Here is a 24300-nt window from a genome sequence, read left to right as displayed (position 1 = left end):
CTATTCGTAGGGATGTCTTAGAATAATATTATCGTTACGATCTGGTCCGGTTGAGATCATATCCACTGGTACCTCAACCACCTCTTCCAGGCGTTTCAGATAGGCTTTGGCATTGGCAGGCAGGGCATCATAATCCTGCAGACCTGCGGTTGATTCCTGCCAGCCTGGCATTTCTTCATACACGGGTTCGCAATCAGCAAATTCTTCGGCACCAATCGGTGGCGTAACACGATCACTACCATCACTGATACTCTTGTAGGCAACACAGATCTTCAGCGTATCCAGACCATCCAGCACATCCAGCTTGGTAATACACAAACCGGTCAGACTATTAATCTGATTAGCGCGGCGCAGGGCAACGGCATCAAACCAACCACAACGACGTGAACGGCCGGTTGTTGCACCAAACTCATTACCCTTGGTACCCAGATATTCACCCACGTCATCAAATAACTCGGTCGGGAAAGGCCCGGCACCCACACGCGTGGTATAGGCCTTGGTTATACCCAGAATATAATCCAGTACAGCAGGGCCGACGCCACTACCACTGGCTGCACCACCTGCTGTTGTCGTGGATGAAGTTACAAAAGGATAAGTACCATGATCAATATCCAGCAAGGTCCCCTGAGCGCCTTCAAATAACACACTCTCGCCACGCTTCTGGCACTGATACAGGATCTCCGGCACATCACCCACCATCGGTCTTAACCGCTCCGCCATCGCCAGACCTTCATCCAGCACCTTTTGCACATCAACCGTGGGTTGTTTGAAATAATGTTGCAGTGAGAAATTATGGTAATCCAGAACCTCGCTCAACTTGCTACTAAAGCGTTCTGGATTAAATAAATCACCCAAACGCAGACCACGACGTGATACTTTATCTTCATAGGCAGGGCCAATACCACGCCCGGTGGTACCAATAGCTTTTTTACCACGGGCAATCTCGCGCGCCTGATCTAGCGCCACATGGTAAGGCATAATTAACGGACACGCCTCACTAATTTTAATGCGTTCACTAGCGGGTACGCCATTGCTCTCCAACATATCCATTTCTTCCAGCAGAGCCTGCGGCGAAAGCACGACACCATTACCAATCAGGCATTGCACACCCTCACGTAAAACACCAGAGGGAATCAGATGCAGCACGGTCTTTTCGCCATCAATAACCAGGGTATGTCCTGCATTATGTCCGCCTTGAAAACGCACAACGGCTGAGGCACGATCTGTTAGCAAGTCAACAACCTTACCCTTGCCTTCATCACCCCATTGCGTACCAATTACTACAACATTCTTACCCATATCACTTCTCTTTTTTGTTTTTTAGCTAAAGTTTTACAACTACCCACTGACCATTCTGCTGTTCCAGTACCCGATCACAACACATTACTGTCGTATCCTCTGACTCAGCCAGCGCACACACCACCCGTTCTCCGGAACACCTTAAATCCTGTATGGTCTGCAATAAATCAATATCGTGGCCTGCCGGTGCAAGAATACCATCACACATATTCGCTTGTTCGACCGCAGCGACCCTCAGCAAGACCTTGAGATCGGCACTAAAGCCCGTCGCTGAGCGGGAGCGACCAAACACCCCGCCAATATCGTCATAACGCCCACCACGCGCCAATTCCTGCCCGGAACCGGCCACAAAAGCAGCAAAAACAACACCTGTATGAAAGGCATAACCACGTAACTCTGCCAGATCAAAAAACAGGGTAACATCGGGTACACGTTGCTTAACCAGGACGGCAATCTGTTCCAGATTATGCAATGCCGCACACACCGCCTCACCCGCATCATCTAATAATTGATGCGCTTCAACCAAAACGCTCTCATCACCGTGTAAACAGGCCAGACGTGATAAACGGGATAAACATTGCTGACCCTTTTCATCCAGATTCAAAGAACTCAGTTGTTCAGCGATCTCCGGCAGAGCCTTACGTTGCATAGCATCGAACAGGCGTGTCTCCTGCGTCTCACTTAAGCCTGCATCCTGTGCCAATGCCCGAAAGATACCCACATGACCCAGATCAACATGAACATCCTTGACACCTGTTTTTTTCAGCGTCTCAAGCATCAGACAAAGAACCTCGACATCACTATCAATGCCTGAGTGCCCAAATAACTCGGCACCGACCTGCAAGGGACTTCTCGATGAGGCAAATCCCTCCGAACAAGTATGCAACACGGCATCCAGATAACAAAGACGCACTGGCGCATTACGGCGCAGCTTATGTGCATCAATACGTGCCGCCTGAGGTGTTATATCGGCACGCACACCCATCATGCGACCACTTTGCTGGTCAATCAGTTTAAAGGTCTTGAGATCAAGATCCGCGCCACTGCCCGTCAACAAAGACTCCAGATACTCAACCAGTGGCGGCATAATCAGGTCATAGCCCCAGCTTTTGTAAAGATCCAACAATTCACGACGCAGACTCTCAACCACCCATGAATCAGGGGGCAGTATTTCTTCAATACCGTCAGGAAGTAACCAGCGTTCTTGGTTCATTATCTTCATTCACATATAATCGCTTTCAATTAATGAACAGCGTAGAGTAAAATCACACCGGCTATCATACTAGTCAGACCCATCAAGCGCATTTTTTTATCGTCCATCTGAATCATCGCCATTAAGGTCTTGCGCAGAGCCGCCGGATTTAAAAACGGCATAAAGCCCTCAATCACCAGAACCAGGGCAACCGCCGTCAGCAATTCACTCCACATCGAAATTCATCAAAATCAACGACGCCCGTTAGAATCCTTAAAATACTGGAAGAACTCAGCATCGGGTTCCAGCACCAATAGATTATCAGGGCTATTAAAGGCGCGACGATAGGCACCCAGACTGCGATAAAAGGCATAAAACTCAGGATCCTTACCATAGGATTCAGCATAGATTGCTGCTGCACGTCCATCACCCTCACCCCGTATTCTTTCGGCATCACGATAGGCCTCGGCCTGTAACACCTCACGCTGACGATCGGCATCGGCACGAATCTTCTCCGCTGCCTCAAAACCGCGTGAACGGAAATCCTTGGCAACCCTGGCACGTTCTGCATCCATACGACGGAACACCGAGTTACTCACCTCTTCAGGTAGATCCACTCGCTTGATTCGCACATCAACCACCGTAATACCTATCTCTTTCGACTGCTCATTAGCACTTTTAGTTAGAATATCACGCAACTCGGCACGCTCACCGGAGACCACCTCACGAATAGTCCGTTTACCAAATTCACTGCGCATACCATCCTTAATAATCTGCTCCAAACGCAAGCGGGCATGTGCCTCGTCACCCAACACTGCGGTGTAATAACGAGCCAGATTATCAATCTTCCACTTAACAAAAGAATCAACGATCACGTTCTTCTTTTCCTGCGTCAGAAAACGCTCCGGATTCACATCCAACGTCAGCACACGGGCGTCAAACTTGCGGATATTATTCACGAAGGGCCACTTGAAATGCAGACCCGGCTTGAAATCAACCGATCGAATCTCACCCAAACGGAACAGGATTGCACGTTCCCATTCATTAACGCTAAAGGTGGAAAAGGCACCCACCAGTAAAGCCAGGATCAGTGCAATGCTTCCTACTGTTGTTAATTTAGCCATTATCGTGACTCCCGTACCTGTCGCCCATCACCACGACGTTGATCAACTCGTTCACTCATCTTGCCTCCACGGCTATTAAGAAGTCTGGTAGCCTTAGATTGAATATTTTGTGGTGTTAATGTGCGTGTAGAACCACCACTAAACAACTTATCCAACGGCAGGTACATCAAACTATTATTATTACTCATATCCACGGTAACCTTGGTGCTACGCGTCAACACCGACTCCATGGTATCCAGATACAAACGCTTGCGCGTCACCTCCGGTGCTTTCTTGTACTCATCATACATCTTGATGAAACGACTGGTCTCACCTTCAGCCTGTGCAATCACACGTTCTTTATAGGCATTAGCTTCTTCCATCTGACGTGCAGCCATACCACGCGCCTTGGGAATAACACCATTGGAATAGGTTTCAGCCTCATTCTTCAAGCGTTGTTCATCCTCACGCGCCTTAATAGCATCGGCAAAGGCCGCCTGCACTTCTTCCGGCGGCTGTGCATCCAACAGATTGGCCGTGGTAACCAACAGACCCGTATTGTATTGATCCAGAATATCCTGAATCAACTGTTTCACCCGGGCAGCAACTTCGCTACGTCCCTCGGTCAGGACAAAATCCATATTGCTCTTACCAATCACCTCACGCAAGGCACTCTCAGTTGCCTGCTTCAGGGTATCATCCGGATTACGCACATTAAACAGATAATCACGCGCATTCTTGACCTGATATTGCACTGCCATCTGTACGCTGACAATATTCTCATCATTGGTCAACATCAGCGATTCCCGCGCCACAGTCACTGTCGACTGATTACGTCCACCCGAAGAACGATAACCCACTTCGACAAAACGACGCTGTTCCACATCGACCAGCTTGACCGTCTCAACCGGATAGGGCACACGCCAATGAGGCCCTGGCATGGTGGATTCAATAAATTCACCAAAACGCAGAATGACACCACGTTTGCCTTCATCGACAATATAAATCCCCGACAACAACCAGACCACCGCAATCACCGGGAATAACCACCCCATAATCGCAGGAGAGGAACCAGAACCTTTACCTGATCCACCACCAAATAGTCCACTCATGCGCTTTTGTAACTTACGCAACACTTCATCAAGATCGGGGGGTGACTGATTATTGCCACCATCTCCCCATGGGTTTTTATTACCCGGCTCATTCCAAGCCATTATTAACTCCAGTTTTTTTACAATTAGTTATGCTAATGCTGATTTGTGCTAATTCTAAGAGGCTTGCACGCTATCTGCAAGGTTTACCTCGGGTATTTCGGGATACAATTCACTATCAACCCCGTTCTTTAGGCACAATTGTTCCAGCTCATGTTGTAACATACGAACCTTGAGACACCAACCACCCTGTTTCAGTTCCCGTTCATCCAAAATAGCTGAGGCGGTATACAGATGTGCCCGTAAACGCCCTGCGGTCAATGGCACCTGCAACCAGCCCTGCACCTGACCTTCGCTAAAGAACCGGGTCAATGCCTCAAGCAGGACCTCAAAGCCTTGCTCTTGCTGAGCTGAAAGCCATACACGCAACGGCAAACCATCCTCATCGCACTCCATCCGGGGCTGGCAATCATGCGCCAGCAAATCAATCTTGTTATAGACCTGCAACTGAGGGACATCACCGGCATCAATCTCATCCAGCACCTCCTGTACCTGAGCAATATGCTCACTGCGTTCAGGATCACTGGCATCAATCACATGCAGCAATAAATCTGCCTCACGCGTCTCATCCAGTGTGGATCGAAAAGCGGCCACCAGATCATGAGGCAAATCCCGGATAAAACCGACGGTATCGGCAAACACGACTTCACCCACTCCCCTCAGATTCAGGCGACGCATGGTTGGATCGAGGGTCGCAAACAACTGATCAGCGGCAAACACTTCAGCCCCGGTCAAGGCATTAAATAAGGTTGATTTACCCGCATTGGTATAACCGACCAAAGAGACCACTGGCACTTCCCGTCGCCCACGCCGACTCTGTTGCCGTTGACGTTGGACCTTATCCAGGCGTTTACGCAGCGTTTTAATACGCGCACTCAACAAACGACGATCAGTCTCTAACTGGGTTTCACCCGGCCCACGCAGACCAATACCGCCCTTCTGCCGTTCCAGATGAGTCCAACCTCGCACCAGACGGGTGGAAAGGTGACGCAATTGCGCTAACTCAACTTGTAATTTACCTTCAAATGAACGCGCACGTTGCGCAAAGATATCAAGAATCAGTGTGGTTCTATCCAGCACTCGACACTTGAGATACTGTTCCAGATTGCGTTCCTGACTAGGCGACAGAATATGATCAAACAATACCAGATCGGCATCGTTAGCATCCAGTTGCTCACGAATCTCATCCGCCTTACCCCGACCAACAAAAAGGTGTGGATCAGGACGTTGCCTGCGCCCGGAGATATGAGCCACTGGATCGGCACCAGCGGCACGCGCTAACTCGGAAAACTCGGATGAATCATCACCCGTATCGTCGTTTGGAAAAATGAGGCAAACAAGAACAGCTCGATCCCCATTACGGGGACGTTCAAACAAAAGAATAATCCTCTGATCGGAACAAGAGCGTTATACAAGAAACCAATAGTATGCGGTGATCTCTAGACATTACCCGGAGAAGGGGCGGCATCGGCATCGTCATCCTCATGGGTCGTCGGCATACGCACATTACGCGCAGGTACTACCGTCGAAATCGCATGTTTGTAAACCATCTGACTGACATTATTCTTTAACAACACAACAAACTGGTCGAAAGATTCAATCTGACCCTGTAACTTAATACCATTCACCAAAAAAATCGATACGGGTATCCGTTCACGACGCAAGGCATTCAAAAAAGGGTCTTGCAGGGACTGACCTTTTGACATGTTATCTCTCCTGAAAATTGTTAGTTATACTGTCAACTGTTATTACTATACACCAACGTGTGCCGTAAGTTCCGCCAATCACTGACTCAACACCAAGGCACGACACACATTAAAAGCAGAGTGTAGCATACAAATTCTAATTATTAACAGCCCCTTTGATTAAAATATCAATCAAGAAACCTCTGCCCAACATCCAGACAGCGTGTTACACTCTAACTCGTTAGAATAAGTGTGATCAAAATGTTATTAAAAATCCTCCGGGAAGGTCTCGGCCAACTCATCGTCATCATCAATTTTGTTACCCTGCCTCGAAAAAAGAAGCGTAACAATGCAGATCAGGCGCTCATCGATCAACAAGTCGGCAAGATGAGCCTGTATCAATTCAAACGCTGCCCTTTTTGTGTGCGTACCCGTCGTACCATTTACAAACTGAATCTACCGATGGAATACCGCGACGCCAGTAAGGGATCTATCTATCGCCAGGAACTCGAAACAGGAGGCGGCGAGATCAAGGTGCCTTGCCTGCGCATCGAAGAGGATGGAAACATCCAGTGGCTATACGAATCAGCCGAAATCATTGCCTTACTCAACAAACGCTTTGGGACTCAATAAACGCTATCACCTGCTCCACCGGAACCCCTTCACTGCTATCAAACCAGTGCGCATTCTCCTCGCTACGCAACCAGGTGAGTTGTCGCTTAGCATACTGCCGGGTGGCAATAATACCCCGCTCACGCAACTCGGCCATTGAATATTCCCCCTGTAGATACATCCAGGCCTGGCGATAACCCACCGCACGCATGGCAGGCAGATTGGCATGCACGTCCTCGCGTTGATAAAAGTCACGCACCTCCTCGATAAACCCTTGTTCCAACATAGCATCAAAACGATCGCTAATACGTGCATGCAAAACAGTACGACTTTCAGGCGCCAACACCAGCTTGATAAAACGATAAGGCGATGGGCTGGAGTCGGCTAACGTAAACCACTCTGTCATCGACTTACCGGTAATAACATGCACCTCTAATGCCCGTTGAATACGTTGGGGGTCATTGGGGTGGATACGTTGTGCAGCAACCGGGTCAATCTGCTGCAAACGCTGATGCATGACATCCCAGCCCAACGCTAACGCTTCTTGCTCCAACTGCGCACGCACCGCTGGATCTGCTGCAGGCAACTCCGCGATTCCCTGTTCCAGCGTCCTGAAATACAACATCGTCCCCCCGACCAACAAGGGAATCCGACCGGCAGCCACAATCTGTTTCATCTCACGCAAGGCATCTTCGCGAAATTCAGCCGCTGAATAGGGCTGAGTAACTTCTCGAATATCAATCAAACGATGAGGGGCCTGCTGCAACAAGGTCGCATCCGGCTTGGCGGTGCCAATATCCATCCCCCGATAAACCAGTGCAGAATCAACGCTAATAATGTCACAAGGAAAGTGTTTGCAAAGCTCAACCGCCAGCGCCGTCTTACCCGAGGCGGTTGGCCCCATCAGCAAGATGGCTGGCGGCAAACTCACAGATACCGCCACTAACGACCCCGCATAAACAGATTATCCAGTGCCTTCATATCCAGCTGCACCCAGGTTGGCCGCCCATGATTACATTGCCCACTGCGTTCCGTGCGTTCCATATCACGCAACAGGACATTCATCTCGGTGAGACTCAACTCCCTGTTAGCACGCACCGAGCCATGACAGGCCATGGTCGCCAACACGGTATTGATTTCCTCTTGTAGACGATTACTCAAACCATAGGTCTCGACATCGGCAATCACATCCATCACCAATTGTTGCGCATCGGCACCCTGCAACAATACCGGCACACGGCGCACCAACAAGGCATCCGGTGCCATTCGATCCACTTCCAGACCCAACTGATTAAACACCTCAGCATGCGCCTCGACCAGATCGGCCTCGCGGGTACTGACATTCATGCTCACCGGCACCAACAAGGGCTGCGCCACCAAACCGCTTCCGCCCCAGGCCTGTTTCATACCCTCATAGGTAATCCGCTCATGGGCGGCATGCATATCAACCACCACCAGCCCCTGGCTATTTTGCGCCAGAATAAACACCCCATGTAACTGAGCAATCGCATAACCCAGTGGTGCATCCTGATCCTCATCAGAAACCATTGGCATAGCAGTCTGGGTATCCTTCTCCAGGGCGTACAAACCGGCATAGGAATCCATCACACCCGCCACATCTCTTAATGGCATATTCCGTTGCTGGTTTGCAGACCAGCTGTTGGTATTAGCGGAAGCCGGTGATGCGCTGTATTGAGATGATTCTCCTTGTGTTTCCGCGACCTTCACCTCACCCGGACGCACCTGTGCCAACGCTCGATGCAGACTGGAAAACAGGAAATCATGCACCATGCGTGATTCACGAAAGCGCACCTCAGACTTGGCAGGGTGAACATTCACATCCACCGTCGACGGATCGAGTTGTAAAAACAAAACAAAGGCGGAATGACGGCCATGATAAAGCACATCCCGATAGGCCTGCCGAATCGCATGCACAATCAACTTGTCACGCACCATGCGTCCATTAACAAAGAAAAATTGTAGATCCTGCTGACTACGCGAGAACTCCGGCAGGGCAATCCAGCCCGACAGTTTTAATCCTGCCGCTTCCTGCTCAATAGTAATCGCATGTTCGATAAAGGGCTTACCACAAAGTGTAGCAATCCGCGCTTGTGCCTGCCGCTGATCCATTGCCCGTGGTAAACGCCAGATCACCTTTTGATTGTGGCGCAACTGAAATTCAACATCAAAACGACTCAATGCCATACGTCGCATGACACCTTCCAGATGTTTGAATTCAGTATTATCCGCACGCAGAAATTTGCGCCTTGCCGGGACATTAAAGAACAGATCCCTGACCTCAACGATACTACCATCAACCCTGGCAACGGGGGACAATTCACTCTTGTTATCACCACCGTCATCACGGATCTGCCAGCCACTATCCATGTCCTCGGTACTGGACTGCATACTGAAATCCGCCACCGATGCAATACTCGGCAACGCCTCACCACGAAAGCCCAGGCTGGTGACACACTCCAATTCTTCCAGGTTGGCGATCTTACTGGTTGCATGTCGCGACAACGCCAAAGACAATTCATCACGGCTGATGCCACAACCATTATCACGCACACGGATCAGGCGCTTGCCACCCAACTCCACATCAACCTCGATCTTGCTAGCACCCGCATCCAGGCTGTTTTCCAACAATTCTTTAACCACCGAGGCAGGACGTTCCACCACCTCTCCGGCAGCAATTTGATTAATTAACTGTATCGGTAATTGCTGTATAGGCATTACTACTATCCTATTAACCTACCATTGTTATTCCTATGCAGGCAATTCATTAAACCATGGTGCGTGGTACGCACCCTACCACTGTCATTCCCGCGTAGGCGGGAATCCATCCTGTCAATCAAGACAATAGATCCCCGCCTACGCGAGGATGACAAATTGGAAATTAATGTTTTCATGTCTCGAACCCGGCAGATAAAAATAACAATACTACGCACCTAACCCCATATCATGACAACTGCTGGTCAGATCATCAAAGTCATACTCACTAAAGCCCACATACATCAACAAGTCATCCTTGATCGAGTCCCATTCGTGATCGACATCCTGCCCACCAATCACCGAATAGTAACGCACAATATGCTCGGCCATCTTCAAAATCGCCAACAGATTAACTAACTCGGAATCGTAGGAATCCGGATTAGAAAATATACGCCTCACATCATGATGACGAGCAATGGCCTCGCACACAGGTAACGGTAGTCGCCAGGACTTGGCAATATAGTAGCCGAGCACCGCATGATTGGTATCAAGGTGTTTATTCTCCACATCAATAACACGATCTTCCTCACCATTATAAGATTCCTTGATCATATTGATATCGTATTGAGAGAAACGCTGCATCAGCAACGGCACACCCGAATTATGGAACAGCCCCATAGAATAGGCCTCATCCGGTGATTGAAAACCAATCTGTTTGGCAATACTGGAAGAGGCCATGGCAATATCAGCCGCCGTATCCCAGAAACGACTCATAAAAGAAAATGCTTCATCGCTCATACCCTGACTATCCAGCATCTTGTCATGCATAGACATGGCATTCATCAGGTTGATCACACTATCAATACCCAACAGAGTGACTGCCTGTTTAATAGAGGCGATACGGTTGCGCAGACCAAAAAAGGGAGAATTCACCGTCTTTAATATCTTTCCGGAGATCCCGATATCCTTACTAATCAGATCAGCAATCATATCAATATCAGGATTAGGCATCGCCTGTTCCATCTGCACATCTACAATAATCTGTGGTTGTGGCGGGATCGTAATCCCCTTTAATACCTCTTCAATCTGATCCTTTGATAATTCCTGACCCATAGTAGTAACCTGATAATAACTTGCAGTTAATTAGCTAGTCACGCCGGGCCAACAGACTACCCAGCGGAGGATTTTTTCTGAAATAAGCACGGATCCCAACTAGCATCGCGTTAGCCAGTTTATCCTGATGACCGGGATCACGCAATTGACGTTCTTCTTTAGGGTTTGAGATAAACGCTGTCTCGACCAGAATAGAGGGAACGTCAAGCGATTTCAAGACCGCAAAACCTGCATGTTGCACCTTGCGCTTATGCACACGCCCGATATTCTTCAGTCCATCGAGGATATTACCTCCCACTTTCATGCTGGCTTCAATACTATGCGAACGTGATAAATCCAGCAACACACTCTTTAACAGATCATCCTTATCATCCAGGCTCACCCCGCCGACTAAATCTGCATTATTTTCTCTTCTTGCCAACCAACGCGCCATCTCCGAACTCGCTCCTCGGTCGGACAAAACATAGACTGATGAACCGCGTGCACGCCGATCCCTGAAGGCATCCGCATGGATCGATATAAATAAATCCGCCTTATGCTTCCTTGCCTTGCGTACCCGATCACGTAAACGAATAAAATAATCTCCATCTCGAATCAACACCGCCCGCATACCCGGTTCTCTATCAACCAGTTTAGCCAGACGACGGGCAACTGCCAACATCACATCCTTTTCCTTAGTACCACTACGACCCCCTGCCCCCGGGTCTTCACCACCATGCCCGGCATCAATCGCAATCACTAGATCGCGTGCCGTTTCAGCCTGAGGGATTGTGCGCACCTTCTTATGCGTCACCTTGTCTGCACGCGCAAATAGATCCACCACAAGGCGGTATCCATAATCGCCGTTCGGCATCAAGGAAAAACTTCTGGGACGCACTGCATCTTTAAGATCCAGCACAATGCGCAGATCATCCTGACCACGACTAGCACTACGAATCTTACTCACATAGCCCTTGCTAAAATCGAGACCACGAAGTTGAGTGGTCAGTTGTGACCCCTTGAGGTCAATCACCACCCGGTCCGGATTTTTCAAGGTAAACAGAGAATGTTGCACCGCCGCACTGGTATCAAATACGATGCGGGTATTATCTGGTGCCGCCCATAGACGCACACCTTGAATCTCTGCCGCGTAAACCCACTGAGCAGAAAATAAAGAACACAACAAAAACACAGTCCACACAAGGTATTCATAACCCCGTTGATGACGCATATTACCTGTTTCACATCGAATCACTGCTGCCTACCTTTATCGCTGATCGTTATATATCTCACAACCAGCAGAAAAAATCAAGGTTTTACTATGTAAAATAGATAGATAGGGCGTACTTCTAAGTTAATGCATTCATATTTGAAAGAATCGCATCACCCACATCCCCAGAGGCCAACAGATGCACCTCCCGAGCCTCACCCCGATAGTGGATCTCCACCCTGAGATCCGGCGCAGGCAATATCCCGCTGCCCTTATCCGGCCACTCCACCAGGCACAAGGTATCCTGATTCAATACATCACGAATACCCAGCCACTCCAGCTCCTCGGGATCAAGCAGACGATAGAGATCCATGTGACAGATTTGATACCCATCAATCTCATAGTCCTCCAACAAGGTATAGGTGGGACTCTTGACCTTGCCCTGCCAACCCAGCGCGCGCAAAAGGCCTCGCACCAGCGTGGTCTTGCCCGCACCGAGCTCACCTTCAAGAAAGATCAGGCCACCGGATCGGCAGGCCTTAGCCAGGGCAGCCCCCAGCTGCTCCATCTCTACCGACGAATTAATTCTTTGCCCATTCATTGGGGAGGCAGTATACCTGATTCATAACCGTAGAATAAGATGGTGCGCAGTGCGCACCCTACCGTGATGGTGCCATCTTAAGCGATAGGGTGCGTATTACGCAGCATTAGGTCTAAGGGCAGAGTTATATCGTGGGGAATCAGGAGCAGACTTCATAAAGTTGATTTATCAGCAACTTTCATTTGCACGATTATCCAGTAAATAATTTCTGAGTTGTCTTTCACATCGCATCACATAAAGGATATAGATCTTTTCTTTTTCAATTCTATAAAAGATACGGCATGGATTCACAATTATTTCCAGATAACGTGAATCATCAAACTCCGGAGGTTTACGACCTGATTCAGGCAATGACTCAAGTCGCTCTGTACTTGAAAAGACTTTTTGCACCAGCTCATTAGCCGCACTCATTTTATCCAGTGCAATATACTCAGCAATCTCGTTTAAATTTTGTAATGCTGGCTCTGTCCAGATTATTTGAGCCATTTACTCATTTTTTCTTTTGCTTCTGTTTGAGTAAATATGCGATTTTCTAATATCGCAGTCTCACCGCGTGCGATACCTTCTAAAATACGCATACGACTTTATGTTAGTTCGTAGTCATTGACTCGCTTAAGGATTCACCAAATTCCGTAGCTCCAGCAACACATCCCCTGCCAACATACCGCGCTCACCTTTTTCAGCCGCACGATCACCCGCCAGCGCATGGATATAAACCCCGATATTAGCCGCATCCAATGGTGATAGACCCTGTGCAGACAGACCGGCGATAACCCCAGCCAGGACATCACCCATACCTGCTGTTGCCATCCCCGGATTGCCTTTATGGCAACAGGACATCGGGGCTTCTTCAGCCAGCACCAATGTACCGGCACCTTTCAGTACGACCACACCACCAAAACGCTCGACCAGGGAGGCAATAGCAGTCTCACGATCCTGCTGTACCTTTGATGTTTCAATCCCCAATAATCGACCGGCCTCACCAGGGTGTGGTGTCAATATCCATTGCTCTCTTTTTTGCGGCTGTAGAGCCAGAAGATTCAAGGCATCGGCATCCATCACCAGAGGGCCATTCCATGCCGCTAACAGGGTATTCAATACTGATTGTCCCCATTCATCCTGCCCCAGACCCGGGCCAATCAACACCCCATCGACTTGTGGCAACAAAGTTGGCAAACCCTCCGCAGATTCCATCCCATGCACCATCAGTTCGGGTCGCAGTGCAATCAGTGGTGTGATATGGGCTGTACGCGTCACCACACTGACGCGTCCGGCACCTACCCGCAAGGCGGCGATTGCCGCCAGACCGACTGATCCGGCCATACCATGATCGCCACCGATCACTAATACATGGCCGAAGTCACCCTTGTGCGCGGTACGGGGTCGGGGGGTGGCGAAGTATTTCAGTAACTTATTGTTCATTGTTTGGCATTGAACGGGCATAATGTTTCTCTAATTTAGGGGACATCTCCCAATGGTGCGTGGTACGCACCCTACCGATTATGTATCATAGGCGAATGCCTGCCAAATCTCATCCTCATTCACCTGAAGAGCTGGTTCAACTCGCTGCTGATATCAAGCAGTGGGGGCGTGAACTCGGTTTTCAACAAGTGGGCATTACTCATCCGGATATTGAACAGGCTGAACAACAATTGCAACACTGGCTCAAACAGGGACATCACGGTGAAATGGGTTATATGGCGAGTCATGGCAGCAAACGTAGCCGTCCCCAACAACTCATCCCGGGCACCCGCCGGATCATAACGGTACAGCTTAACTATTGGCCGGAACCTGACCAATCCGCTCTGGGACTACTGGAACAAGCGGATATTGCCTATATCTCACGTTATGCCCTGGGTCGTGACTACCACAAGTTAATTCGTAATCGCCTGCAAAAGTTGGCCAATCGAATCTCTGAGGTCGCGGGTGATTTCACCTATCGCGCCTTTAGTGACAGCGCTCCGGTGATGGAGAAATCACTGGCTCAGGCAGCGGGGCTGGGCTGGGTTGGTAAACATACCAATCTGATCCACAAACAACGCGGCTCCTGGTTTTTTCTCGGTGAGTTATACACCGATCTTAAACTACCTGTTGATGAGCCTGCTAACAATCACTGTGGTCAATGCCAGGCCTGCATCGACATCTGCCCAACCCAGGCAATTGTGGCACCCTATGAACTGGATGCACGACGTTGTATTTCCTATCTGACGATTGAACTCAAGGGTAGCATCCCACTGGAATTTCGTCCGCTTATTGGTAATCGAATCTATGGTTGTGATGACTGTCAACTGGTCTGCCCCTGGAATCGTTTTGCCACGCAGACCCTTGAGGCGGATTTCATGCCGCGTCATCGACTGGATCACAGCACTCTGGTTGAACTATTCAGCTGGGATGAAGCAACTTTTTTGAAAAAAATGGAAGGTAGTGCCATTCGCCGTATCGGGCACATTCACTGGTTGCGAAATATTGCGGTTGCGTTGGGTAATGCTCCGCAGCGGGATGATGTTATAACCGCGTTAAAATCGCGCCTGGGGTTTCCTGATGAGATGGTGCGGGAGCATGTAGTTTGGGGCTTGGAAAACCGGGGTCAGACCCCGGTTTAAATTACTCCTTGATCTGCAATGCTAGTTTATAAAGGTCGTTGCGGCGGGCATCGAGGATCTCGGCGGCTAGGTGGGTGGCTTGCTTTACGGGTAGATCGGCTAACAATATCCGCAGGACACGTTCATGTTCAGGATTTAGCTCATCACTTTTATCGGCCACATAGCCGTGTAGCATGATGACAAATTCACCGCGCTGCTGGTCACTATCGGCCTGTATCCAGCTTAGAATCTCGGCCAGTGTGCCGCCCTTGATGGTCTCGAAGGTCTTGGTCAATTCTCTGGCAACAACAACCTGGCGATCTTCACCAAAGACGGTTTGCATATCCAACAGGCTATCCAGGATGCGATGCTTTGATTCATAAAACACCAGGGTACGGCTCTCTTCCAGCAAGGCTTGTAGATACCTTGTTCGTGCACCACCGCGAGCGGGAAGAAACCCCTCAAAGACAAAACGGTCTGTCGGTAGTCCCGAAACCGACAAAGCGGTAATGATGGCACTCACGCCGGGTACGGGCACCACCCGTAAACCCACATCACGGCAGGCGCGCACCAGCGGGTAACCGGGATCACTAATCAGAGGAGTGCCGGCATCCGAGATCAAGGCAATCGACAGCCCCCGCTGTAATCGTTCCACCAGATCGGGCACCCGCTGCTGTTCATTATGCTCATGCAAGGCCTGTAATCGGGTCTGCACCCCATAAAAATTCAGCAGTGGGCGGCTGTGACGGGTATCTTCTGCGGCAATAAGGTCAACTTGTTGCAATACATTAATTGCACGTTGACTCATATCCTCCCGATTACCTATCGGCGTTGCGACAATATATAAAACACCCGGATCAATTGACATTACTCACTCTCATGTTGCAAGATGAAGTTTAATATTTTTTCAGGTCGAACATCCCATGATCAAGAAAAACCGTCTAATCGGCATCCTGTCCATTCTCGCCATTCTTCTATTGGCATCCTGTGCCCAACAACCGGTTACCAAACCGATTGATCCTGCCATATTATATCAGAATGAACGCGCAGCCCTGGCACAAAATGCACTGGCACAACACCAGCCTAGACAGACATTAAAGATCCTCAATCATATACCCGCAGTCAGTATGCCGGCTAATATATTGAGTAACCACTACCGCCTGCGTGCCGATGCCTATGCCATGATCGGCAATCATATCGAGAGTGCCAGGGAGTTAATCTGGCGCGAACAATATCTGACTGAGGACGGTATAAACAACAATCATCTGGCAATATGGGAACAACTGTCCCTGTTATCCAATGAGGCACTGGCCTATCTGCGTACTGCAACTGCACCTGATATACTAAGCGGATGGATGGAGTTATTGTATATCACCCGTAGCTATCAACAAGATGAAAAACAACTCAAGGTACGCATACAGGAGTGGCTACAACGCTACTCTCAACATCCCGCCACCATTGATATGTTGCCACAATTCACTGAACAATCCCAACGCCGTAACTCCTTACAAAAAAGAATCAAACGCATTGCCCTGTTACTGCCACTGGAAGGCAAACTCGCAACCAATGCCAGTAATATACGCGATGGCCTGATGGCGGCTCTATTACAATACCCTGCAGAAAAACGCCCTGAATTACGCATCTACGATAGCAGTGGTGACAGCAGCCTTATTACCGATATTTACCAGATGGCAACAGCAGACGGGGCTGATTTTGTCATCGGCCCGCTACGCAAGGAGGCGGTTGAGGAATTATCGCGTCAGACTAATCTACCCGTCCCCGTATTGGCACTGAATCAGATCAACAGTGAATCTACACCTGATAATTTCTATCAATTCGCCCTTAGCCCCGAAGATGAGGCCTGGCAGGTCGCCGAACGAGCCCGACTTGCCGGACATCAACAGGCACTAGCCTTGCTCCCTCAGGGAAACTGGGGCGACCGTGTACTACAGGCCTTTAGTGAACACTGGTTGGATATTGGCGGGAATATGCTGGAGGTACAACGTTATGATCGGAGCAAGGTTGATTTCTCTGACCCGATACAGGCGTTGCTCGACCTTGACCAAAGCAAGAAGCGTTACCGCCAGCTCAAACGAATCACCGGAAAAGCCATTCAGTTTGAACCACGGCGTCGCCAGGATGCTGATTTTGTCTTTTTACTATCCACCCCGAATACGGCACGTCTATTACGCCCACAATTTCGTTTCCATCGCGCATCCAGTCTCCCCATTTATGCCACCTCACACATCTACACCGGATACCCCAACCCCAAACTGGATCAGGATCTAAATGGCATACGTTTCTGTGACATCCCCTGGACATTACCTCAGCAATTCACCTCGCCGTTAACACAACAAATGGAACGCTGGTGGTCACAGGACATGCAACATTATCGTCGCCTGATTGCGCTGGGCATTGATAGCTATGGGATACTGCCCTACCTCAAAGAACTAGGGAGTGGAGCCTATCACCGTTACGATGGTATGACCGGCGTGCTTCAGCTGGATGAACAACGACGCATCCATCGCAACCTGGTATGGGCACAATTTAAAAAGGGTAAACCTGCATTATTACCGGATATCAGCGTCGATATTCCTGAACAGAGCAGAGATATTATCTAACACAGCGACAATAAACCAATGAGGCAAAGGAATGCAAAACACCGTCACTATCGGCAAACAAGCCGAACAATATGCTTATCAACTCCTGTTACAACAGGGACTACAGATTATCGAACAAAACTGGTATTGCCGACAGGGCGAGATTGATTTAATCGCACAGACCAATGATACTCTTATCTTCATTGAGGTACGCTACCGCACACGATCCGATTATGGCAATGGTGCAGAGTCTGTTCACTATCATAAACGTAGAAAAATCATTTCCTGTGCCCGATACTATATACATACCCATCCCGCTGTAGAAAAATGTATGATACGCTTTGACGTATTTAGCATGAGCAGGGATTCTGCCGGTGAATTCAGTAGTCACTGGATTCAGGATGCCTTCCAGACATAAGATGATTACAACATGAGCCTACAACAACGTATTCAGCAACAATTCAGCGACAGCATCAAGACCAAACAACAGTCTATCGAGCCGCTGACACCCGCCATCGAACAGGCCGCTCGCAGTATGGCGAATGCTCTGCAAGAGAATGGCAAGATACTGTGCTGTGGCAATGGTGGTTCAGCCGCCGACGCCCAACATTTTTCAGCTGAATTATTAAACCGTTTTGAGCGTGAACGTCCAGGGCTCGCTGCCATCGCACTAACCAGCAACCCCTCCACCTTGACCTCCATTGCCAACGACTATCATTTTGATGAGATATTCTCCAAGCAGGTTCATGCGCTGACTCAGCCAGGGGATATCCTGCTGGCCATCTCGACCAGCGGTCGCTCTAGCAATATCATTCAAGCAATACATGCCGCACATGATAAAGGTGGACAGGTTATTGCACTGACGGGAAACAAGGGTGGAACAATCTCCGCTCTGCTCAGAGAAAATGATATCGAGATCTGTGTACCCAGTACATCAACCGCTCGTATTCAAGAAGTACATATCCTGATTATTCATTGCCTGTGCGACCTGATTGACCACCAACTGCTGGGAGAGACCTCATGAATCCAATATTCAAATACATCCTGACCGGGCTTATTATTTCACTGCTCAATGGCTGTGCCGGTGTCGTTGTCGGTGGTGCAGCAACGGGTATCGCTGTCGTCCATGACCGTCGCACCACCGGCACCGTGCTGGATGACCAGACTATTGAGTTAAAGGCCAGCAAATCATTTATGCAAGATAAAGCTATATCAAAAAATAGCCATCTCAATATCACCAGTTACAATGGCATCGTGTTACTCACGGGTGAGGTTATCAGCGCACAAGTACGTGATGATATTCACCAGATTGTACAAGCGCTACCCAAGGTGCGCCGCATACACAATCAACTGACAATTGCCGCCCCCAGTTCACTACTCTCACGCAGTAGCGATACCCTTATCACCGCCAAGGCAAAAACGCACCTACTATCCATCGATGGCATCAAGGATTTCGACCTGACACGCATCAAGATTATTACCGAAAATGGTGTGGTCTATTTGATGGGACTGGTCACTCGACAAGAGGCCGATGCCGCGACTGAATCGGTACGTCAGATTGATGGGGTACAACGTATCGAACGCATGTTTGAATACATCGACTAGGCAATGCACGCCCCTATCAAGCCCTCGATTCTCAAACAGATCAGCGCGATCACAGGCGCGCAACAGGTACTCACTGATCCTGCTGACTGCATTGCCTACAGCTATGATAATAGTCGTCTACAGGCGATGCCGGATGCCGTTGTGTTTGCCTCACAACAGAGCCAGATCAGCGCCATCATGCAAATCTGTAGCGAACACAAGATTCCGGTTACCGCAAGAGGTGCCGGTACCGGAACTACCGGTGCCAGCATCCCCAGCCAAGGTGGCATCGTCCTCAGCCTGGAACGAATGAACCGGATCATTCGGGTCGACGCGGATAATCGGGTCATGGTGGTAGAACCCGGGGTCACTAACCAGGCCATCCAACAAGCTGCCGCCGAGCAGGGGTTTTTCTGGCCACCCGATCCTACCAGTAAGGCGGTATGCACCATTGGTGGTAATCTTGCCTATAATTCTGCTGGCCCCAGGGCCGTTAAATACGGCACTCCTAGAGACAATACCCTGGGACTACGTGCAGTAACCGCTGATGGCAAAGAAATTCGCACCGGGGTCTATACCACAAAAGGGGTTGTTGGTTATGATCTCACCCGCCTGTTGATTGGTTCCGAAGGAACCCTCGCTATCATCACCGAGGCGACACTAAAACTGACCCCTATCCCGGAGAACATTGTAACCCTGCGTGTACTCTACAGCGATATCAATAGTGCGGCGGCTGCCGTAGCCCGCATCATGGCACAACCCGTCACCCCCTGTGCCCTTGAGTTCATTGATGACCAGGCGATTGAACTGATTCGTCAATACAAGGACCCCGGCTTACCCGCAGGGATTGGTGCCATGTTGATGATTGAAGTCGATGGTGCCGCCTCAGCCATGTCCGATGCCTGTACCTCCATCCGTCAAGCAGCCGGTGATCAGCACCAGGGAATGGTAGAATTTTATCAGGCCAATAACGATGAAGAACGCAAACAGCTGTGGCAAGTACGTTCCATACTATCGCCTGCCCTGCGCAGCATCGCGCCGAAAAAGATCAACGAGGATATCGTAGTACCGGTATCCCGCATACCTGAATTAATCAGTGGTCTGAAACAGCTATCCAACCAATATCAGATCCCGATTGTCAATTTTGGTCATGCTGGCAATGGCAATATCCATGTCAACCTACTAATTGATCCGGATGATCCGCAACAACTAAAAAATGCCGAGGCCTGTCTGGATCAGGTGTTTTCCCTGACACTCAAACTCGATGGCACCCTGTCCGGTGAACATGGCGTTGGACTGGTCAAACGTAATTTCCTGGATCGGGAAATTGAACCCGCTACCCTCGCCTTGATGCGCCAGATCAAACAGGTGTTTGACCCGGATAACATTCTTAATCCAGGCAAGATGTTGCCGGAATAAAAGATATTAACGGTTATCCTCGCGTAGGTGGGGACTATAAAAAAGGGGCGAAGCCTTAATAGACTTCGCCCCTTTTTATCGTTCAGACACGTTTTACTTGGCTGCTTTCTCTGCCGCCTTACGTTCCTGCACTTCTTTAATAACCTCTTCGGCTACATTTCTGGGGCAAGGCATGTAATGCGAGAACTCCATGGAGAACTGACCGCGACCGGAGGTCATGGTACGCAGATCACCAATGTAACCAAACATATCACTCAGTGGCACATCAGCCTTGATACGCACACCAGTGACACCGGCTTCCTGTGACTTGATCATGCCACGACGGCGATTCAAATCACCAATCACATCACCGACATGATCTTCAGGGGTAAATACATCCACCTTCATGATCGGTTCAATCAACTGAGGACCCGCCTTCGGTATCGACTGACGGAAGGCACCTCTGGCAGCAATCTCAAACGCAACCGCTGAGGAATCCACTGCATGATAGCCACCATCCACCAAGGTAATCTTGACATCCAGCACAGGGAAACCGGCAAGCACACCTTCTCCCATCATTTTCTTGAAGCCCTTCTCGATAGCAGGCCAGTATTCCCTTGGCACATTACCACCAGTCACCTTGGACTCAAATTCAAAACCGGAACCCGGCTCACCAGGCTCAATGATGTAATCAATCTTACCAAACTGTCCTGAACCACCCGACTGTTTCTTATGCGTGTAACTATCATCAATCTTCTGGGTAATGGTCTCACGATAGGCTACCTGAGGCTTACCAACCTCCAGTTCCACACCGTGGGTACGCTTGAGAATATCAATCTTGATATCCAGATGCAGCTCACCCATGCCCTTAAGAATGGTCTCACCACTATCTTCATCGGTCTCAACCTGGAAGGAAGGATCTTCCTGCAACATCTTGCCCAGTGCGATACCCATCTTCTCGGAACCACCCTTGTCTTTCGGTGCCACCGCAATCGAGATAACCGGATCAGGAAATACCATAGGCTCCAGTGTTGCCGGGAACTTGGGATCACACAGGGTATGACCTGTCTGCACATTCTTCATGCCCACAATGGCGACAATATCACCCGCCTGTGCTGAATCCAGCTCTTCACGGGAATCGGCATGCATCTCCACGATACGACCAATACGCTCAGTCTTGCCGGTAAAGGTATTCAATATCGTCGTACCCTTATCCAGCTTACCCGAATAGATACGGATAAAGGTCAATGCACCATAACGGTCATCCATAATCTTGAACGCCAGGGCACGGAAGGGTTTCTCTGCATCAACAATGGCATACTCGCCAGTCTCATTACCTTCTGCATCAACCTCAGGCTGTGGCTTGACCTCCATTGGATTCGGCAGATAATCAACCACGGCATCCAGCACCAGCTGCACACCCTTATTCTTGAAGGCTGAACCACACAGAGTCGGGAAGATATCCAGAGCAATGGTACCCTTACGGATACAACGCTTGAGGGTATCAACGTCAATATCTTCACCCTCAAGATACCTCTCCATTACATCATCATCTTGATCAACCACGGCCTCAACCAGCTCTTCACGATATTTCTCAACATCGTCAACCATATCAGCCGGTACGTCCTCAATCGTGTACTTGGCTGGATCGCCAGAGTCATCCCACACCCATGCTTTACGAGTCAGCAGGTCAACCACGCCAACAAAATTATCTTCAGTGCCGATTGGCAGGGTCATCATAACTGCATTGGCACCCAGTACCTTTCTAACCTGAGCAACGACACGATAGAAATCAGCACCCAGTCGATCCAGTTTATTCACAAAGATGACACGCGCCACCTCGGATTCATTGGCATAACGCCAGTTGGTCTCGGACTGAGGTTCCACACCACCTGAACCACAGAACACACCGACACCACCATCCAGCACCTTCAGCGAACGATACACTTCGATCGTGAAATCAACGTGACCGGGCGTATCAATAATATTCATTCGATGACCATCCCACACACAGGAGGTCGCCGCTGACTGAATGGTAATACCACGTTCAGCTTCCTGCTCCATGAAATCAGTGGTAGCCGCACCATCATGCACTTCACCAATCTTATGGATCTTACCCGTCAATTTCAGGATACGTTCGGTTGTTGTTGTCTTACCAGCGTCTACATGGGCAAAGATACCAATGTTTCTGTAATGAGATAGGTCTGTCATAGCGGTACTCTAAAAATTATAAAATAAGGGTGTATACTCACAACCAGACTGAATCAAAGGGAGATATTTGGTTTCTGTAAAGAATAAAACATCCCTCCGTCACGACGGGCTCCGGAAAAGGCGGTATTTTACCTGAAATTCATGAGTGCGTGGGAAAAACTTTCAAAAATAGAATGATAAGGGATTATGTAAGTTTTTTGTCGGGCTTGACAAGGATTAAGATACCGTCAACAATTAACGCTATACTACGCGATGAACAAGGAAGTTCTGCATTGACAAAAGACAGCAACAATATATTGAGTATTGATCTTACGTCAGCTATGGCACAACGTGTCTTAAAAGAAATTGCTCTAGACTCTACCAGGGTGAAAGTGACCAATCACGCTGAAGAAAGCATGATTCGACGTAATATTTCTTGCCCCCAAGTCTTTTCATGCTTAAGAAATGGAAGGATCACTGAAGGGCCATACAGGGATATACATGGCAATTGGAAAATGAATATTGAGGTATTTACAGCGGGTGAGCCATTAACAGTTAATAACAATACAATAATAAAATTACATTATTGGGAGTGCAGATATGTATACAATTGAAGATGGCATGCTCCATTATAAGAGTTGTGGTTTACCCGACGTATGGTTGAAAGGCGGCTTTGTTAAGGAAGAAACACCTTATGGTGAAACTATATCCATTCATGACATGGATGGTTTACATAAGGTGTTGGGCATTAAAATAGCAAAAGATAAACCGCACCTTTCAAGTAAGGAATTTCGCTTCTTACGTATTGAATTGGATATGTCTCAGAACACGCTAGCTAATATTCTAGGTGTTAGTGAGTCAACCATACGTAATTGGGAAAATGATCGCACTAATGAAATAACGCTATCAGCAGAAAGATTACTACGTACAATCTACATTACCAAGGTTAACGATGAGTATAATGGTGACTGCCACATAAGGGAATTAGTCGAGCATATTAGCCAGCTTAATAGAGATGCGCATTGGGGACGTATGGAACTAATAGAGAATAAAGATGGCTGGAGCGCACATGTAGCGGCCTAAATCAAAGGGGCAGATTTGACACTTTGGAGAAACTTTCCAAAGTACTTGATGTACCCGTGAAAGAATTATTTGAATTTAAATGATTCTGATGGACGAAAAGGGGGCAAACAAACATGGCTACCTGGGGACAACCTGTCCCTAGG

Annotated in this window: 25 protein-coding genes; 9 read left to right on the top strand and 16 right to left on the bottom strand. The window is 48.9% G+C overall.

Features of this window, described 5'->3' with window-relative positions; all coding sequences use genetic code 11:
- The 7 genes from GXP22_02800 to hfq form a co-directional block, all read right to left on the bottom strand.
- The gene (locus GXP22_02800; protein NOX08415.1) at window positions 1-1299 is read right to left on the bottom strand and encodes an adenylosuccinate synthase; all 1299 of its coding nucleotides are present in this window, start codon (window positions 1297-1299) and stop codon (window positions 1-3) included.
- A 25-nt stretch (window positions 1300-1324) separates the two neighbouring features.
- Window positions 1325-2515 carry an ATP phosphoribosyltransferase regulatory subunit gene (locus GXP22_02795; GenBank protein NOX08414.1) on the bottom strand — a complete coding sequence of 397 codons (1191 nt, stop codon included), beginning with the start codon at window positions 2513-2515 and terminating at the stop codon, window positions 1325-1327.
- A 26-nt stretch (window positions 2516-2541) separates the two neighbouring features.
- A complete protein-coding gene (locus GXP22_02790) occupies window positions 2542-2727 on the bottom strand; it encodes a DUF2065 domain-containing protein (GenBank protein NOX08413.1) in 186 nt (61 codons plus the stop codon).
- 15 nt (window positions 2728-2742) lie between these two features.
- Window positions 2743-3615: a protease modulator HflC gene (hflC, locus tag GXP22_02785; GenBank protein NOX08412.1), complete on the bottom strand. Its 873-nt coding sequence runs from the start codon at window positions 3613-3615 to the stop codon at window positions 2743-2745.
- Window positions 3615-4808, bottom strand: a complete 1194-nt coding sequence (hflK, locus tag GXP22_02780) for an FtsH protease activity modulator HflK (GenBank protein ID NOX08411.1) — start codon at window positions 4806-4808, stop codon at window positions 3615-3617. Before hflK ends, hflC begins: the two co-directional genes overlap by 1 nt.
- A 54-nt stretch (window positions 4809-4862) precedes the next feature.
- Window positions 4863-6182: a GTPase HflX gene (gene hflX, locus GXP22_02775; protein ID NOX08410.1), complete on the bottom strand. Its 1320-nt coding sequence runs from the start codon at window positions 6180-6182 to the stop codon at window positions 4863-4865.
- Window positions 6183-6244: 62 nt separating this feature from the next.
- Window positions 6245-6511: an RNA chaperone Hfq gene (gene hfq / locus GXP22_02770; protein ID NOX08409.1), complete on the bottom strand. Its 267-nt coding sequence runs from the start codon at window positions 6509-6511 to the stop codon at window positions 6245-6247.
- 240 nt (window positions 6512-6751) lie between these two features.
- Between hfq and GXP22_02765 the strand changes: the two genes are divergently transcribed.
- A complete protein-coding gene (locus GXP22_02765; GenBank protein NOX08408.1) occupies window positions 6752-7123 on the top strand; it encodes a glutaredoxin in 372 nt (123 codons plus the stop codon).
- Here the strand turns inward: GXP22_02765 and miaA are convergent.
- The 7 genes from miaA to GXP22_02730 form a co-directional block, all read right to left on the bottom strand.
- The gene (gene miaA / locus GXP22_02760) at window positions 7098-8006 is read right to left on the bottom strand and encodes a tRNA (adenosine(37)-N6)-dimethylallyltransferase MiaA (GenBank protein ID NOX08407.1); all 909 of its coding nucleotides are present in this window, start codon (window positions 8004-8006) and stop codon (window positions 7098-7100) included. The genes GXP22_02765 and miaA overlap by 26 nt on opposite strands.
- Before the next feature lie 38 nt (window positions 8007-8044).
- Complete coding sequence (gene mutL / locus GXP22_02755; protein ID NOX08406.1) at window positions 8045-9838, bottom strand: DNA mismatch repair endonuclease MutL; 1794 nt, start codon at window positions 9836-9838, stop codon at window positions 8045-8047.
- A gap of 207 nt (window positions 9839-10045) precedes the next feature.
- Entirely contained in the window at window positions 10046-10930 is an 885-nt protein-coding gene (locus GXP22_02750; GenBank protein NOX08405.1) for an HDOD domain-containing protein, read from the bottom strand.
- Window positions 10931-10964: 34 nt separating this feature from the next.
- Complete coding sequence (locus GXP22_02745) at window positions 10965-12140, bottom strand: AMIN domain-containing protein (GenBank protein NOX08404.1); 1176 nt, start codon at window positions 12138-12140, stop codon at window positions 10965-10967.
- A 118-nt stretch (window positions 12141-12258) separates the two neighbouring features.
- Window positions 12259-12720, bottom strand: coding sequence for a tRNA (adenosine(37)-N6)-threonylcarbamoyltransferase complex ATPase subunit type 1 TsaE (tsaE, locus tag GXP22_02740; protein NOX08403.1), 462 nt, complete (start codon window positions 12718-12720; stop codon window positions 12259-12261).
- A 168-nt stretch (window positions 12721-12888) separates the two neighbouring features.
- On the bottom strand, window positions 12889-13206 hold the full coding sequence (locus GXP22_02735; GenBank protein ID NOX08402.1) for a type II toxin-antitoxin system RelE/ParE family toxin: 318 nt from the start codon (window positions 13204-13206) through the stop codon (window positions 12889-12891).
- A 126-nt stretch (window positions 13207-13332) separates the two neighbouring features.
- On the bottom strand, window positions 13333-14142 hold the full coding sequence (locus tag GXP22_02730; protein ID NOX08401.1) for an NAD(P)H-hydrate dehydratase: 810 nt from the start codon (window positions 14140-14142) through the stop codon (window positions 13333-13335).
- Window positions 14143-14237: 95 nt separating this feature from the next.
- Between GXP22_02730 and queG the strand changes: the two genes are divergently transcribed.
- Window positions 14238-15323: a tRNA epoxyqueuosine(34) reductase QueG gene (queG, locus tag GXP22_02725; protein NOX08400.1), complete on the top strand. Its 1086-nt coding sequence runs from the start codon at window positions 14238-14240 to the stop codon at window positions 15321-15323.
- Window position 15324: 1 nt separating this feature from the next.
- Here queG and rsmI read toward each other — a convergent pair whose 3' ends face one another.
- On the bottom strand, window positions 15325-16170 hold the full coding sequence (rsmI, locus tag GXP22_02720) for a 16S rRNA (cytidine(1402)-2'-O)-methyltransferase (protein NOX08399.1): 846 nt from the start codon (window positions 16168-16170) through the stop codon (window positions 15325-15327).
- A 55-nt stretch (window positions 16171-16225) separates the two neighbouring features.
- Here rsmI and GXP22_02715 point away from each other — a divergent pair, with 55 nt between their 5' ends.
- From GXP22_02715 to GXP22_02695, 5 genes are read left to right on the top strand one after another with little or no spacing between them, the layout of a single operon-like run.
- Window positions 16226-17923 (top strand): penicillin-binding protein activator, encoded by a 1698-nt coding sequence (locus tag GXP22_02715; GenBank protein NOX08398.1) that lies wholly within the window; start codon window positions 16226-16228, stop codon window positions 17921-17923.
- A 31-nt stretch (window positions 17924-17954) separates the two neighbouring features.
- Window positions 17955-18320 carry a YraN family protein gene (locus GXP22_02710; GenBank protein NOX08397.1) on the top strand — a complete coding sequence of 122 codons (366 nt, stop codon included), beginning with the start codon at window positions 17955-17957 and terminating at the stop codon, window positions 18318-18320.
- A gap of 12 nt (window positions 18321-18332) precedes the next feature.
- Complete coding sequence (locus tag GXP22_02705; protein ID NOX08396.1) at window positions 18333-18926, top strand: phosphoheptose isomerase; 594 nt, start codon at window positions 18333-18335, stop codon at window positions 18924-18926.
- Window positions 18923-19507: a BON domain-containing protein gene (locus GXP22_02700; protein NOX08395.1), complete on the top strand. Its 585-nt coding sequence runs from the start codon at window positions 18923-18925 to the stop codon at window positions 19505-19507. Before GXP22_02705 ends, GXP22_02700 begins: the two co-directional genes overlap by 4 nt.
- Before the next feature lie 3 nt (window positions 19508-19510).
- The gene (locus GXP22_02695) at window positions 19511-20905 is read left to right on the top strand and encodes an FAD-binding protein (protein ID NOX08394.1); all 1395 of its coding nucleotides are present in this window, start codon (window positions 19511-19513) and stop codon (window positions 20903-20905) included.
- 93 nt (window positions 20906-20998) lie between these two features.
- On the opposite strand, the gene GXP22_02690 is transcribed toward GXP22_02695, so the two are convergent.
- On the bottom strand, window positions 20999-23095 hold the full coding sequence (locus tag GXP22_02690) for an elongation factor G (GenBank protein ID NOX08393.1): 2097 nt from the start codon (window positions 23093-23095) through the stop codon (window positions 20999-21001).
- A 272-nt stretch (window positions 23096-23367) separates the two neighbouring features.
- Between GXP22_02690 and GXP22_02685 the strand changes: the two genes are divergently transcribed.
- Together GXP22_02685 and GXP22_02680 are read left to right on the top strand one after the other, a co-directional pair.
- Entirely contained in the window at window positions 23368-23688 is a 321-nt protein-coding gene (locus GXP22_02685; GenBank protein NOX08392.1) for a DUF4258 domain-containing protein, read from the top strand.
- Window positions 23675-24157, top strand: a complete 483-nt coding sequence (locus GXP22_02680; GenBank protein NOX08391.1) for a helix-turn-helix domain-containing protein — start codon at window positions 23675-23677, stop codon at window positions 24155-24157. The genes GXP22_02685 and GXP22_02680 overlap by 14 nt, the downstream gene beginning before the upstream one ends.
- The last annotated feature ends 143 nt before the right edge of the window (window positions 24158-24300 follow it).

Source organism: Gammaproteobacteria bacterium (assembly GCA_013151035.1).
GTDB lineage: Bacteria > Pseudomonadota > Gammaproteobacteria > JAADJB01 > JAADJB01 > JAADJB01.
The sequence above is the reverse complement of the archived record's forward strand: the minus strand, read 5'-3'. Positions and strand labels throughout refer to the sequence as shown.